16 protein-coding genes and 1 pseudogene are annotated in these 14,221 nt (G+C 45.9%); 5 read left to right on the top strand and 12 right to left on the bottom strand.

Translation table 11 applies throughout. The annotated features are described in order from the left end of the window. The first annotated feature begins 217 nt into the window (after positions 1-217). A pseudogene (locus tag AC6I8Y_RS06480) lies at positions 218-1,010 on the top strand (CLCA_X family protein). Positions 1,011-1,025: 15 nt separating this feature from the next. Here the strand turns inward: AC6I8Y_RS06480 and AC6I8Y_RS06475 are convergent. Together AC6I8Y_RS06475 and AC6I8Y_RS06470 are read right to left on the bottom strand one after the other, a co-directional pair. Beyond that, positions 1,026-1,703 (bottom strand): glutathione S-transferase, encoded by a 678-nt coding sequence (locus tag AC6I8Y_RS06475; protein WP_498021128.1) that lies wholly within the window; start codon positions 1,701-1,703, stop codon positions 1,026-1,028. 404 nt (positions 1,704-2,107) lie between these two features. After that, on the bottom strand, positions 2,108-2,983 hold the full coding sequence (locus AC6I8Y_RS06470; RefSeq protein WP_394151911.1) for a LysR family transcriptional regulator: 876 nt from the start codon (positions 2,981-2,983) through the stop codon (positions 2,108-2,110). Between the two features lie 110 nt (positions 2,984-3,093). On the opposite strand from AC6I8Y_RS06470, the gene AC6I8Y_RS06465 reads away from it, so the two are divergent. The 3 genes from AC6I8Y_RS06465 (at position 3,094) to AC6I8Y_RS06455 (ending at position 5,115) form a co-directional block, all read left to right on the top strand. After that, positions 3,094-4,419 (top strand): serine hydrolase domain-containing protein, encoded by a 1,326-nt coding sequence (locus tag AC6I8Y_RS06465; RefSeq protein ID WP_394151909.1) that lies wholly within the window; start codon positions 3,094-3,096, stop codon positions 4,417-4,419. Between the two features lie 80 nt (positions 4,420-4,499). After that, entirely contained in the window at positions 4,500-4,958 is a 459-nt protein-coding gene (locus AC6I8Y_RS06460) for a hypothetical protein (protein WP_498021126.1), read from the top strand. Continuing rightward, complete coding sequence (locus AC6I8Y_RS06455) at positions 4,933-5,115, top strand: hypothetical protein (RefSeq protein ID WP_498021124.1); 183 nt, start codon at positions 4,933-4,935, stop codon at positions 5,113-5,115. The genes AC6I8Y_RS06460 and AC6I8Y_RS06455 overlap by 26 nt, the downstream gene beginning before the upstream one ends. Positions 5,116-5,185: 70 nt before the next feature. On the opposite strand, the gene AC6I8Y_RS06450 is transcribed toward AC6I8Y_RS06455, so the two are convergent. From AC6I8Y_RS06450 to AC6I8Y_RS06440, 3 genes are all read right to left on the bottom strand, one after another. After that, a complete protein-coding gene (locus AC6I8Y_RS06450) occupies positions 5,186-5,611 on the bottom strand; it encodes a phosphate-starvation-inducible protein PsiE (protein WP_394151905.1) in 426 nt (141 codons plus the stop codon). A gap of 100 nt (positions 5,612-5,711) precedes the next feature. Beyond that, positions 5,712-6,641 carry an MBL fold metallo-hydrolase gene (locus AC6I8Y_RS06445; protein WP_498021122.1) on the bottom strand — a complete coding sequence of 310 codons (930 nt, stop codon included), beginning with the start codon at positions 6,639-6,641 and terminating at the stop codon, positions 5,712-5,714. Positions 6,642-6,701: 60 nt separating this feature from the next. Continuing rightward, positions 6,702-7,064, bottom strand: a complete 363-nt coding sequence (locus tag AC6I8Y_RS06440; protein ID WP_498021119.1) for a MerR family transcriptional regulator — start codon at positions 7,062-7,064, stop codon at positions 6,702-6,704. A gap of 179 nt (positions 7,065-7,243) precedes the next feature. On the opposite strand from AC6I8Y_RS06440, the gene AC6I8Y_RS06435 reads away from it, so the two are divergent. Further along, positions 7,244-7,573 carry a hypothetical protein gene (locus AC6I8Y_RS06435; protein ID WP_042477357.1) on the top strand — a complete coding sequence of 110 codons (330 nt, stop codon included), beginning with the start codon at positions 7,244-7,246 and terminating at the stop codon, positions 7,571-7,573. A gap of 264 nt (positions 7,574-7,837) precedes the next feature. Here AC6I8Y_RS06435 and mnhG read toward each other — a convergent pair whose 3' ends face one another. The 7 genes from mnhG to AC6I8Y_RS06400 all read right to left on the bottom strand — a co-directional run bounded on the left by mnhG (position 7,838) and on the right by AC6I8Y_RS06400 (position 14,213). Further along, entirely contained in the window at positions 7,838-8,134 is a 297-nt protein-coding gene (gene mnhG, locus AC6I8Y_RS06430) for a monovalent cation/H(+) antiporter subunit G (RefSeq protein WP_128650048.1), read from the bottom strand. Further along, positions 8,131-8,409, bottom strand: coding sequence for a cation:proton antiporter (locus tag AC6I8Y_RS06425; RefSeq protein WP_498021447.1), 279 nt, complete (start codon positions 8,407-8,409; stop codon positions 8,131-8,133). The genes mnhG and AC6I8Y_RS06425 overlap by 4 nt, the downstream gene beginning before the upstream one ends. 37 nt (positions 8,410-8,446) lie before the next feature. Further along, a complete protein-coding gene (locus AC6I8Y_RS06420) occupies positions 8,447-8,923 on the bottom strand; it encodes a Na+/H+ antiporter subunit E (RefSeq protein ID WP_498021117.1) in 477 nt (158 codons plus the stop codon). Beyond that, positions 8,920-10,425, bottom strand: a complete 1,506-nt coding sequence (locus AC6I8Y_RS06415) for a proton-conducting transporter transmembrane domain-containing protein (RefSeq protein WP_498021115.1) — start codon at positions 10,423-10,425, stop codon at positions 8,920-8,922. Before AC6I8Y_RS06415 ends, AC6I8Y_RS06420 begins: the two co-directional genes overlap by 4 nt. Beyond that, positions 10,425-10,778 carry a Na+/H+ antiporter subunit C gene (locus AC6I8Y_RS06410; RefSeq protein WP_042477366.1) on the bottom strand — a complete coding sequence of 118 codons (354 nt, stop codon included), beginning with the start codon at positions 10,776-10,778 and terminating at the stop codon, positions 10,425-10,427. Before AC6I8Y_RS06410 ends, AC6I8Y_RS06415 begins: the two co-directional genes overlap by 1 nt. Continuing rightward, entirely contained in the window at positions 10,778-13,408 is a 2,631-nt protein-coding gene (mbhE, locus tag AC6I8Y_RS06405) for a hydrogen gas-evolving membrane-bound hydrogenase subunit E (RefSeq protein WP_498021445.1), read from the bottom strand. The genes AC6I8Y_RS06410 and mbhE overlap by 1 nt, the downstream gene beginning before the upstream one ends. 454 nt (positions 13,409-13,862) lie before the next feature. Then, positions 13,863-14,213, bottom strand: a complete 351-nt coding sequence (locus AC6I8Y_RS06400; RefSeq protein WP_234493979.1) for a rhodanese-like domain-containing protein — start codon at positions 14,211-14,213, stop codon at positions 13,863-13,865. Positions 14,214-14,221: the final 8 nt, after the last annotated feature.

Below are 14,221 nucleotides of genomic sequence, written 5' to 3'. Positions count from 1 at the left end.
TTATTTGCGAACAATATACCTCTTAAAATCTAACTAATGGTTATATCAATTATAGAGATTGGTTATGAGGAGCAAGGCTCAAATCCGCATCTACATAGACCATCTGCAATGTTTGGTCGTGTGCGCATTCTCCCTCACAGTCGTATGAATTATGTATACTTAGCAGCCTTTTATTCAGGTTGTAACCACTCTACTAGCACCAAAATCGAGGAACACCTTGCAGCTGACCAACTTCAAGTATCGAGCACGAAAAGGTCCCGACTATCGTCACGGAGATCAGGTCTCTTTTTTAGATATCAAAGAGACATTTGGTATCGGCAGTATTCGTGTCGGTAAATGGGTAAACAATGAAGAGAAAGATCTTGCAGCCAACCTTATCTTCGATTCATTGGCGGACCTTGCGTTCTTTTTAGCTCTACCTTCAAAGGCAATCGGTTTACGTGGCAACTTGAACCTTGCATTTGGAACTGGAGGGAGAAAAGGGCGTTCAAGCGCACTATGCGCCAAATCAAAGAGAGCTTGCCTTAGCAAAGAACGCGGGAGCTGGAGCGCTGGCCCACGAATTTTGGCACGCCTATGACCATTACATTGCTGAGAAAGCCTTTGATATAGGTGATCGTTCCGGTCCACAAAAGCGCATTCTATTTGCGAGTGATTGCTGGCTTGCAAATGCGACGCCCTTCCCTCATATCTTGAATGATAGATTGATGAAGGTATTTGATTCAGTACTTCTTAGTAGTGATGGGCAGGATAGACATGACTACGTGTCACGAAGTGTGAAAGCAGACAAAGCGGTTGGAACGCATTACTTTTCACAACCGACCGAAATGATGGCACGTGCGTTCGAGGCAGTGGTAGAGTCTTGTTCAGGCATAGAAAACGCGTATCTAGTCTCTGGTACCACGCACTCCGACAACATTCATATTTACCCTGATGTCGCCCATCGATACATTATCAGCGAGGCACTAAAAGCGTACTTTCACCCACTTGGAGAAGCGCTGAGCCGTTAGATACTGCAACGCTAGCTATTTTTTATAACTGTAACGGCCAAAAATAACGTCCTCACGATGATCGAGCCATAACTCCTGCTTTTCCATTGCCTTTGAAAACATCTGGCTCTGCAGATAATTGTTAAGCCATATACGCAGCTTTGGATAGGGCGCATCCCTAAACCACTGCTTATCAATGCGGGCAAATTTGCGCAAAAACGGCACCAACGCAATATCAACAAGACTCTCTTTCTCTCCGAACAGAAAAGAGTGCTGAGACAATCGTGATTCAAGCAAAGCAAGTTGCACTTCGCAGTCTTTCCTTAGTGATAACATGTTGTTTTCATGGTAACGCTTCGCACATCCAAACGCGTTTAGTGCAGGGTCGAAATCATGCTCAAAGCTTTCGATTGTTGAGAGCATGTGCTGTAGAGCATGACTTTCTTCTGGATACAATAAATTGTCGGGATCGCTCTGTCTCAGCGCCCAAACCATAATGTCTAAACTCTGTTCCAATACTTGCTTGCTATCAGAAAGAACTAAGACTGGGACTGTGCCTTTAGGTGAGGCATTGAGCATCTCTTGGGGCTTGTTGTTCAGTTTAATAGAGCGCAGTCGAACCGCCTGCTGTGCTTTGATAAGGGCAATACGAGCACGAATAGCAAAAGGACAGTTATGAAGAGAATACAACACTGGCAAATTTTGGTTGCTCATTCTCGCTCCTTAGCACATGCGGAATAAAATAGACTAACCATAAAGCTAAGCTTTAAGGACCTTCGACTCAAGTATTTTGAAGCAAACCTAGAATCCTAGTGAATCGACGAGAGAGGTCACTACTATGTCTAGCACTTCAACTAAAAATCAACTGTGTAACCTAGCCAACGCTCTAAAACGATCTCAGTATCTTTTTAATACCCGCTCACTTAGGCATGCGCTCAAAGGCGAAATGAAACCAGTAAAGATCATCAAAGCGGATGCAGAAACAGTAAAAGGACTTACCAGTCATATACTTAACACCACCAATGAATGCTTCAAACGATACAATGGCACAGAAAATAGGCTGATTAACACAGCCTGCATCTCCGCGACTGCCCAATTGGCACAGCTAGAAACCATGGTCAGTCATTTATCTTCATTAGCTGCTCAACCAACCACTGCCCCGCAATGCCCACATTGTCACTCCAAACCAGATCAATAGGCCAAGAGTTACCCTCTGAGCCAAACTCAAAATCAAGCACCACCAGCGCATCTTTCTCTGTATTAGTGTCTAATAGTTGCGCTGGATAAGGAGCAAAACCCACACCTTGAAGTAAACACTGCCGATACTGATAGAAGTTTGTAACATTGATGACAGATGACGAATAGCGGAGCGCCTCTCGATATTCTGGCTTAGTGATAAAACCCTCTCCCATAAGTACCTGAGTGTGGTTTTGTAGATCCGCCACCTCTAAATTACCCTTCAACTTGGCTAAAGGATGATTGTGTGCACATACCAGCTTCCACTCCAGTCGGTCGATAGCAGCAACGTTCATCGCTCTTAGAATCTCTATACTGGACGGCGCGATCATTAAATCAAAGCCTTCATCAAAGCTGGTTAGTGCTTCACTGTCGATAATATTGAGCTCTACCTGCGGATACTTACTGGTGAATGTCTTAAACAGGTCGACATAGCTTGGGTAAAAGCTGTATGGGTGCACCGCCACTGTTATCGCGCTTTCCACACCCAATTTAAGCGTTTCGGCGTAGTGTTCTATCCCAAGAATGCGCGGCAAAACATCCAAACTCTTAAAGTACAAGGCTCGCCCCTGAACTGTGAGTGTTGGCTTCTTGCCACTATGCCTCTCGAACAAGGTAACCTCTAAGTCTTCCTCAAGATTAATAATTGTTTGATTAACCGCACTAATACTCACTCCAAGCTCTCGAGCAGCAGCAGAAAAGCTACCTTTATCTGCAACACTGACAAAGTAGCGCAAACGTTCAGTGGTAATAATCATAAACCTTAAACCCTGCCTTTAACCTTCTTCCAACCATGATTCTAGTACCCAGATTAAAATCACTTCAACTTCTTTAGAAGGTAAATAGTCAACAATTTGAGGTCACTACTATGAAACGTTCAATCATTGCACTTGCGCTTGTTGGGTTATTCTCTGCCTCCTCCTACGCAGAGTCACACGATATCACTCAGGCACTAAAAGAAACGCCTTATGCAACGGCTGCTGAGCTAGGGATTATGGAAGGTTTAGTTGTACCGAAATCAAAGCAGGTCACGAAAGAGAATGCGCTACAGACTCCTCCATACAACCGATGGTCTTATCAACACATGCGTATGTTCTACCCAAGTGCCGATATTCAACCATCTCAATCACCGATTGACCTAGAAAAGGACCTTCAAGATCTATCTCATATCAAAGTCAAAAACAGCGATGGTGTGATGAGATCATTTGCAGACTTTCTTACCGAAACGTGGACTGACAGTCTAATCGTCATCAAAGGCGATAAAATCGTCTCTGAGCATTACCTAAACAACATGACACCAGATACCCCTCACCAAATGATGTCGGTAACTAAGTCCTTTGGCGGGTTGCTGGCATTAATGGCAATTGACGAAGGCAAGTTCAATGAGTACGACCCCGTCACCTTACATGTACCAGAGTTAAAACAAGCCTCCGGCTTTGACGGTGCAACCGTAGCCCAGGTATTGAACATGACGAACTCAATGGACTTCACTGAACACTATGCTGACCCAACATCGGGCATCAGAACCTATGGTGCTGTATTAGGCTGGACAGCAAAAGTAGAGGGAGTCGAGTACCCAGATAACCTCTACAGCTATCTACAAACCCTACAGATAGATCAAGCACACAAGCATGGCGATATCTTTCACTATCAAACGCCTAAAACTGATGTTGTCAATTGGATTACCAACCGCGCTAATGGGCAGACATTTCAACAAGCGCTGGAGCAGCAGTTATGGTCAAAGCTCGGAACATCTGGCGAAACCTATGTTCTTCTCGATGACAATGCCAACCTGGTTGCCGGTGGCGGTTTAAATGCAACGCCGATGAACCTAGCAAAATTTGCAACCATGATGCTCAATGATGGTGAATTCAACGGTGAACAGGTAGTGAGTAAAGGTGTCATTGACCAAATAGCAGCGGGTGGCAACAAAGAAGCCTTCGCCAACGGCCCTGATGTAAGCGAAAACATGCCGGGCGGCGAATGGAGTTACCGTGCTCAGTGGTGGGTCAAACACACACCAGGCGCTGAAGCATTCATGGCTATCGGCATTCATGGTCAATGGATATACATCGACCGAGAACACGACATCGCTATCATCAAGCAATCTTCCGCGCCAGATTCTGTGACGCCAGAACAAGAGGCGTATGACCTAAATGGTCTCTATGCAATCGTCGAAGCGCTATCTAAATAACGCTTTCTGTAATTACCTTTCTCTACCAAGCATTAGAGTGCATTACCGCACTCTAATGCCGACTTTAAGTTGATAGACCTATGATTACGACCAACACACGACTGCTACTGCTGCTAATTCTGGCTCCATGCATTTCGACCGCCGCATCCTTTGGTGGTGCATTCAGTGAGACAGCATCACAAATTAATCTCAGCAATAAAAAGGGCGACCATGTAGTTATTGGGGGCGTTAATTTCTATGAGAGTGGTAAAAAGCGAGCTCGAACACGTTACTTCAATATGCAAGACGGACTAAGCTACACGGGCGATATCATTTTTGACGCCAATTTCACTGTCGCGACAGCGGGCGTAATGTACAACATTTCGTTCGACAGTGGCTGGATTGTTTCTCCAATGTTAGCCGCAGGCTATAACCCTTACAGAGATCCTTCTGCCGTGAAGAGTGAAAACGGCACGGCTATCGCACAACCAGGCTTATTTCTTCAATGGAACCATCAAAAAAGGAAGGTTCTATATGAACCCCAAATCCACCTACTTTAATAAAGATAAGGCTTGGGTTTCTCAGCTTGAGTTAGGTGCGGACATGAATATTGGGAAACAGTTTAGCGCAGGGCTAAAATGGGATTGGACTGATAAGTCAATTCTGACACCAAGTGGAAGCTCTACCTTGTGGCTCAGAACTAATTACACCTTCTAATAACGCGTAACGTTTTAGGGCTGCACTCTTTAAGGTAATAAAGCACCAAGGTCGGCAGCCCCATACAGCCTTACTCATCCGGCTCTTTGGTATTTCTATCGACATAGGGCCAGTAATGATGACCCGCGCGAATAATCAAGGTTGCTGCTGCCAAAATGAATGCGGCGACAGATAACCATACAACGAGCGTAGCATCCATCTCTTTCATTCCTAGCGTGATGTATCGAGCAATTGCCATCATAGCAATGTAGATCGGATAGCGTACGGGTATCTTACCGTTGACCACAAACTGCTGAACCATGGCGAGTACTTCTAGGTAGATAAACATGAGAAGAATATCGGTCAATAGCACTCTTCGCTCGGTGAAGACGTGCATAAACTCTTCGACCATGGCGTAGATGGTCGCCAGTGTAATGGCGACAAGTAGCACCGCTTCCAGTACATGGAATATTTTTAGAAATGGTTTACTAAACGATTTTGGTAATTGAGAAGGCATAACACTTTAGTAAGTTATTGTTAGTTATTGTTAGTTATTGTTAGTTATGTTGTTACTCTAGCACATTTTTATTTCTCCATTGAACCGCTAACGCAACGCATTAGGGAAGCTGATGGCCAAATATCAGCTTGATATCAGGATGCTGTGATGCAAAAGTTTTAATAGTAGCGAGGGTTTCTGCGGCTTGCTGACGTAATTCGCCACTTAGCGCTGCCGGTGCATAGTTATTGTCATAGGCAAAGCCGAAATGGCTGGCGTCACCGACAACAAACTTAATGCCTTGTGTTGTATTGAGTAAGTAGGAAGTATGCCCCTTGGTATGCCCTGGCGTCGATACCGCCCAGACGGCGCCATCTCCAAACACATCAACCACACTTGTAAATGGCGCTATCTTTGAGCCTTTCGTGAAGTCTATGCCGTGCCAATCATAATCCTCAGTAAAGAGCGCAGTATTTGAGAGCCTAGCAATGAAGTCATACTCTTTTTCATCGGCAATGACCGAGGTGCCTGTCGGCAGGTCGCTTATTCCAGAGGAGTGATCCGGGTGAAAATGAGTGACCATTACACCGTTTATTCGACCAACTTTGTGGTTTAGTTGAAGCTCTAAGGACTTCTCCAAGCTGTTTTCAATACCTGAAAGCGAGGCAATGGTCCGCATCAGCCAGTTATAGTTGCCCCCACTATTATTTTTGAACGACTTGGAAAACCCTGCATCGACGAGATACTCGCCATAGACAGGGTGGCGAATCCAGTGACTCAGTACCGGTAGTGCGGTGTAACGTTGCGGATAAGAATCAGGGGCGCCCTGCATTAACAGATTACGGTCCATGACAATTCTACCCACCTGAAGTAGTTTATAGTCGACCATTGCCGCACCTGATAGGGCAGCTTTCCAATCGGTGAACTGAGCTGGCTTGTTTTGCTCTATGGGTTTGATCTCTGCGGGGTAACCTGTAAGCCTGTATACATAGCTTGTCAATGTAACAAGCACAATGGCCAAAAGAGCAAATAGTCCTTTTAAAATCTTCATAATCCCTCTTAACTTGATGATGTTTTTTCGGGAGTATAAAGTTTGACGTATACGTCAGAGTCAACAGCTATTATCAATTCTCTGTTGAACATCCAACTCTAGCTTATTCAGTCTCTCCAATAATCTTTGTTTCTGAACAATCTCTTGTGACAAGGTCACTTTCTTCTCTACAATCACCTTTAAGCTCGCTTTGCAGCGCTCGCCTTTTGGTGCATCGAAAAACTGAATGAGCTCACCGATTTCGGCTAAGGTCAAACCGATCTGCTTACAACGACCTATAAAGAGCATACGCGAATGAGCGTCCTCATTAAAAACTCGATAGCGCCCTTCCCTCTCTTGCGTCGGGAGTAATCCAATTGACTCATAATGACGAAGTGTTCGCTCGCTCACCTCATGTTGTTTTGCAAAAGCGCCTATACGCATAGATCTTTTCTCGGTTGGTTTCATTGCGGATCACTATATTTCTGCTCTGCACCCCTGCTCTATTTGCGCGGTAAAACTGCGATCAAGTTACCATTTATAATGAAAACGTCAGAGAAACCTCGAATAGCAGCAAATATTTCCTAGATTGTTTGCACGTGGCATTTATCGAGACTTTAAACATGAGTGAAAATCAAAGACAACACTATCGCCTAAATTACCCGACGCCTGAGCGGCCAACACTAAATCTGTCCCAGCAGAGCTTTGAGGTGTTACAAATCGCAGAAAGTAGCATAGTCATTTCGACTGCTGAAAATGGGCTCAACAGTGAGTATATATTTCAGGGTGAAATCTCATTCAATGACGGGACTAGTGACACGATCGCTGGCACGATATTAAAAGATAGCGATGAGCAGGCGGTGATTAGTCTGACCGAAACCTTATCGTTTAAAAGGCTTATGTCTGAGCAGCGGAGAATAAAGGTCAAGTATCCCGCCTTTGACTTTAGCTAAATTCGATAAACCGCTAGTGATGCCACGCATAAAAAAAGCAGTATCGAGAAACCTGAAAAGGAGCCTCAGATACTGCTTAAATGACCTCTTAATAGAGGCTTACCGAGTGTTCATTTCCCAACAACTAAAGTGATGAGAAAACAGACACAGGCAACGACTAATAGTGTTAGTTCTTTTCTACGCATAGGCTCTCCTTGGTTAGACAATAATAAAACTGCTAAGTCTCACAGTGAGGTAGAGAGCGCCCCCCTTATTGCGAGACGATTACTTCTTTTTTCGCCACATTTTGTAGCCATTCCAATACATACTTTTGCTCAGCAAATGAGCGGCAACCGGTGCGGTTAGCAAGATAAACAGCATGGTGCCAAGTACACGGGAAACCACGGTAATATCTGGCATCCCAAACGCCACTGCCGCAAGCAGTGCTGTCAGACCCATAGTGTTAGCCTTAGTCGATGCGTGCATTCGGGTGTAGAGATCGGGCATACGCAATACCCCAATGCTCGCCACCAACACAAAAAACGTACCGATACAGAGTAAGAGTCCAGTGATAAACGTCATGACTTATCTCCTTGCTCAAGGCTTTTGTGATTTTCTGAATCGCTCTGTTGCTGATTACGCTTGGCAATAAAGCCTGCAAAAGCGATGGTTCCCAAGAAAGCGACTAAGCCAAGGGTGATCGCCACATCGAGTAGCGATTTTTGACCGCTCGCCAAGGTGTGTACCGCGATAAATCCAACCGTAATAAAAGCGATAAGATCGAGCGCGACCACACGGTCCGCAAGCGTGGGACCTTTAATCAAGCGAATAAAGACCAGCACTAGGCTCAGCAGCATTCCGACGTACGCAAAATTGATACTAAATGACAGCCAACTATCCACGTGTCACCTCCAAAATTCGTTTTTCCATGCCGTTTTTGATTGAGTGAATCACTTCATCGTGGTCGGGTGCGAACATGGCGTGCACCACGAGGTGTTTCTTGTCTTCCGTCACATCCAGGCTTAAGCTGCCTGGTGTCAGTGAAACCATGTTAGCAAGCAAGGTGATCTCAAGATCTGAGGTCACATCAAGCGGGACATAGATGATGTCTGGATCGCTAAGATGCGTCGGCGTGACAACATCCCAGACCACATGAGCCGCAGATACCAGCATCTCGTAGCAGAAGTACAGGAACAGCTTTATAGAAGCACTAAAGCGCTTGAAATAGCTCGACTTAAGTCCAAATGGCTGACTCAACCTAAGAGCGAAGTAACCCACCACGAAACCAGTAACAAAGCTCAAGCCTGTGTATTCACCATTAAGTAGCATCCATGCGCCACCCAAAAACACATTCAGAAAGAAATAGTTCATGCACCACCTCCTAGAACAGCATGGATATAAGCACTAGGGTCAAGAAGCTGTTCCGCCGCCGTAAAGGCAAACTGGAAGAAAGGCTCCGCCGCAAAACCAATTACTAACGTCATAGAGGTCAACACGACAATTGGTGCGTAGTACAAGGCTCTGGTTTTTTTGCAAAGCTTTTCACCTGAAGTCTCCGCTTTTTGCTTTGACGGTTTTGCCTTCCAGAACACTTCGCTCCAGATCTTGGTCATGGAGAAGATAGTTAACAAACCGACGAATAACGCGACAGCTGCAAGCATGTAGTACTCGTTTTGCAGGCTATCTTTGATAACCAAAAACTTACCCCAGAATCCTGACAATGGCGGGAAGCCTGCCAAGGAAAATGCCGGTACTAAGAACAAGAACGCCAGCAATGGTGTCGCTTTGTACATACCACCTAATTCACTCAGCTCACTGGTTTGGTGCTTACGTTCAACAAGACCACCAATGAGGAAAAGATTCGCTTTGACGATAATGTGGTGAACGATATAGAAAATCGCACCTGCGAGGGCAAGCGGGGTATACAAAGCAAGACCCATAACCATATAGCCAATTTGACTGATGATGTGAAAAGAAAGAATCTTCTTCACATTGTATTGGCTTGCCGCCCCCAATACGCCCGTTAGCATGGTCAGTGCTGCCACCCAAATCATGAGCGGTTGCCAGCCACTGTCTGCCAATGGGAATACGAGGGTAAATACACGCATTAACGCATAGATACCAACCTTAGTCAGCAGCGCAGCAAAGAGAGCCACTACACCGCTTGGAATTGTGTGGTAAGACGCCGGAAGCCAGGCAAACAAAGGAAATAGCGCCGACTTAACCGCAAAGCCAAATAGGAACAGCGCCGCTAGCAGAACCTTGGTCTGCGGAGCGATGTCAGCCGCTTTGCTGTGTAAATCTGCCAAACTAAGTGTGCCAGTTGCACCATAAAGTAAGCCGATGGCAAGTAAGAACATGAGCGTCGAGATAAAGTTAAGCATCACATACTTAACCGCACCGTCCACTTGTTGACGATTTGCGTCGAGCACCATCAGACCGAATGATGCAATCAGCATGACTTCAAACCAGACATAAAGATTGAAGATATCTCCGGTCAAGAAGGCACCATATACACCAGCAAGGAGCACATGAATCAGCGAGTGGAACAGACCATAGGACGGTTTCTGTTTCAGATCCGCCATCGCATAGAACACACTCACCACACCAATGATGGCCGTGATAACCACCATCGCCGCGGAAAGAAAATCGGCAACAAATACAATGCCAAATGGCGCAGCCCATTGACCAAACGCCACAGCTTGAGGACCGTTATCCAGAATACCGTTTATTAAGAACACGCTGCCGAGCAAGGTAAACAGCGCACTCGTGCCGCTTATCGCCTCAGCAAGCTTGTGATTGTGTCTCGTAAAGAACACCAAAACGGCGGTCAAAACAGACATGATAACAGGCAAGGTTAACCACATTGACATTACGCCTGCTCCTCAGAATATTTCATTTCATCGATATCCGCTGATTGCGTCTCTTGGTAAGCGCGGTAGAACAGCACCAAAGTAAAGACTAAAAGTCCGAAGCCAATAACGATTGCCGTCAGAATTAATGCCTGTGGCAACGGGTTAGCCGCGTCTACATGCGGTAGAACAGCGTCGCCATCAATGAGCGGTGGGTTGCCTACCGTTAGTCGACCCGCGTTGAAAATGGCCAGGTTGACGGCACTACTCAGTTGTATCAGACCAAACAAGACTCTAAGCAGATGTCTTTCTAGCATCAGATAGATGCCAGATGCGACAAACACACCGACGACAACACTCCATAACATTTCCATTAGTCCATCTCCTCCGTTACATGGAGGATCATTCCCATCACCCCACCAATGACACCTAGGTAAATACCAATATCGAAAATGAGTGGCGTTCCTAGCGGTAATACATCTTTCCACCACAGGCCAGTAAGGAATGGTAGGTTAAACACTAGGCTTATCGCGCCGGCAGTAAAACTAATGAAGACCCCCAGCATAGCGATACTAAACGGCGCGTAATGCAGCCTTTCTCGAACATATTGAGGAGATTCAGCGAACATAAGCAGTGATAAGCCTATTACCGCGATAAGTGCGCCAATAAAACCGCCACCCGGTGAGTTATGGCCACGCATCAATAGATACAGTGAGAACACCAACATTAGAGCTGCAACGATATGAGACGCCGTGCCCAAGATCAGTGACTTCACCTTTGTGGATGGCACACTTCCTGGCTTAAGCAAGCTCACGGCACATAGACCTGCCAGCGCGACGACTAACACTTCACCGAAGGTATCGAACGCTCGGAAGTCAACCAGAATTACATTAACAATATTGCGACCATGACCGCCTGGCACACTCTGTTCGTTGAAGAACTGAGATACCGACATGTCCATTGGCTCAGCCGTGATCGAAAGCAGCACCATAGTGACTGCGACACCAATACTGCCCGCTACCAAGGCGTGGATAGTACGGCGTCCTGTTGAGTGTTGTTTAACCGTCGAGAGCTTAGGCACGTGGCGCATCAGCAGAACGAGGAAGACAACCATTAAGGTTTCGACTAGAAGCTGAGTCTTTGCGACATCCGGCGCGCTATAGATCATGAATACCAAAGTGGTCATGAATCCAATCATACCTAGTGCTGCCACCGCTAAGAACTTGGTTCTTGAGATAATCACTACAAACGATGAGACAATCAGCAGTGCCGCGATAACGACTTCATACAGCTTGATGCCATCTAAACGACCCGCGAATTGACTAAGTGACATTGGGGTATGGCTGATAAGCAGTACCGCTAACGCTCCAAACGACAACAGCCCATAAACGCTCATGCGCTTGGTCTGTAGCATATTAGTTTGCCACTTCGCAAAGCTCACCATGGCTTCAAGCAAGTGATCAAACACTCGGTTTGCACATGGCAATTTTGGTAGCGTACGTTCTAGCAAGGCGGTAAGCGATGGATAAATTTTGTACAGCAGCACACCAAGCAATAAGGTAATGCCACTCAAAATGAGAGGTGTATTAATGCCATGCCACACCTTCACTGGATCCGGATCAGACACAGGCGCAATAGTCGTTACCCCAGGGATAATCACTTGCTCATTCAGCCAGCCCAATCCAGCAACAGTTGCAATCACACTGACAATTGCGAGCATAAACGGTGGGATCCACAGACCTTTGTTGATCTCCACAGGCTTAGCCTTGGTTGGCTCGCCTTGATGACGTGTCGTAAATGGCTTAATGAGTAGCGCCATGACCAAAGTCACGGTCAACGCGTTCACCAGCACCATCAAAAACACAGCCCAGTTGCTCACTTCTAGCCCCGCCTTATACATGTACTCCTTGCTGAGGAATCCAGGTAGTGGAGGAACGCCTGACGTCGATAGAACCGCAATCACCGCGGCAACAAAGCTTATCTTTAATACTGAGCGTAAACCGCGTAGCTGACTGATCTCACGTGTACCTGCCGCTTTATCGACATTACCTACCACCATGAAAAGGCCCGCTTTATAGAGCGCATGAGCGACGATAAGCATCAAGGCTGACTTAAGCGCCAAGTCACTACCAATACCCAACAAGAAGGTCAGTTTTCCAAGCACGACGGTGGTACTGTATGCCAACATCAGCTTAAGGTCGGTCTGCTTGAGTGCCATCAATGCGCACCACAAGGCCGTAAACCCACCCATGATCGTCAGGGTGTAGAACCAGAGTTCAGTCTGTGCATATATCGGAGATACGACGGCCAATAAATAGATACCCGCTTTTACCATAGTGGCAGAGTGCAGATAGGCACTGACTGGAGTTGGCGCCGCCATGGCATTGGGTAGCCAGAAGTGGAATGGGAATTGAGCTGATTTTGTCAGCGCACCCAGCAGAATAAGAACCAGAGAAGGCAAAAACAGTGAATGACTAGAAAGCTCACCGGCCTGCGACAAAATGCCAGTTAGCTCGTAGCTGCCCGCCATAGAACCAAGCAGAATAAGTCCAGCAAGCAGAGCCAAACCACCCGCACTGGTAATTAACAATGACTGCAGTGCATTCTTTCTAGACTTGAGCGCCTCATGGTTAAATCCGATTAAGAGATAAGAGGTTACAGTCGTCAGTTCCCAAAAGACAAACAGCAACAACACGTTGTCACTAAGAACAACACCTAGCATCGCCACCATAAACGCCGTTAAGTAGCAGTGAAAGGCAAATCTTTGTTTATGTTCTCTCAGGTACGCTAGCGCATAAATCTGCACCATAGTCCCTATTCCGCTAATCAAGCAGGCAAACAAAAACGACAGCCCATCGAGTCGAAAACTCAATGCTAGTCCCAAACTTGGGACCCAAGGAAGGCTCCAACGGACGCCTTCAGGGCTGTACAGCGACAACACTGCCGCTAAGATCAGTAACGGAAACAACGCAAAAAGACCGAACCATAGAGATGAGCTTAGCAGCTCCGCCCTAGTTGTTTGGTCTTGTGCTCCGCTATTAATGACGGCTCTCTCGATACTCAAGGTAACACTCACTTCTCTCTAACTATTGTGCAACGTATGCGGGTTTATTTTTCGTCCAGATTAGGCTCCCTGATATAAACATCGGAAAATCCGAACCAAAAACCACATATGCACTATAAAAATCGAAGTCAATTCTATCCTTGAGCCGTTCTAAGGTTCTAGGTAGGAACTGTAAAATTCGATGCAAGAGTTAAATAAAGCGTTTCTTTAGATGAGAAAGTTCGACTATTTGCGCCCAAATATTGCGAATTAGGTAGATTAAATGTCTATTTGTAACGAACTGTCACGAGCAGGCAGTCATATTACATGACTGAGGTAGGAAGGTTACTAACGAGCGTTAAAAAGCCCGAATTTAAGACTGCTATTCGGGCTTGAAGTTCATTGTTTTACAGAATTATTGAGGGGCTTCAATCTTCATCTCATTCAAACCACCAGCGTTATGAAGCGCTGTAAAGCCTTTGGAAGATAGATATTGCAAGGCTTGACCAGAACGATTACCGCTGCGGCAATAAAGCACTATCGGTTGCGACTTGTCGAGATTTCCGATGTATTTATCCAATTCCGAAAGTGGATAGTTTACAGCTTGATCGAGATGGTCCTCATTAAACTCTGCTGGTGTGCGGACATCGATGACCATCGCTCCCTCCTCTATCCACTGCCAACCTTGCTGCGCCCTTTCACTGGCTTGAACAGAGCTAAATGCAAACAAAAGGCTAAGCAGAAAACAGTTAACAAATATCTTCATATTCTCTC

The sequence above is a fragment of the Vibrio sp. KUL78 genome, assembly GCF_059725505.1.
Note: the sequence above shows the minus strand (reverse complement) of the source record. Positions and strands in the feature narration are given on the sequence as shown.